The 250-nt window shown below is 70.8% G+C and carries 1 protein-coding gene; it reads left to right on the forward strand.

The window, feature by feature from the left end; translation table 11 throughout:
• Positions 1 to 250 (forward strand): hypothetical protein (locus tag H0H10_RS01650; RefSeq protein ID WP_188178972.1); only part of this gene is annotated, 250 nt, incomplete at both ends.

Raw genomic sequence — 250 nt, forward strand, 5'->3', positions numbered from 1 at the left:
GGAGTGGGCGGAGTTGTACGCCGATCCGGAGTGCGAGCTGCCGGCGATCGATGTGTCGTTCCGTGACTACTGCCTGGCCGTCGAGGCCGCAGGCACCGACGAGAAGGCCCGGGCGTACTGGCTGGCGAGGCTCGACACCCTGCCTGCGGCACCTGAACTTCCGCTGCTCGCTCCGCGGCAGGGAGAGCCGACGCGGTTCGTGCGGCGGACGCACGAGGTGTCGGGTGAGCGGTGGGGGCGTCTGAAGCGG

The organism is Streptomyces griseicoloratus, assembly GCF_014534645.1.
Classification (GTDB): Bacteria; Actinomycetota; Actinomycetes; order Streptomycetales; family Streptomycetaceae; genus Streptomyces; species Streptomyces griseicoloratus.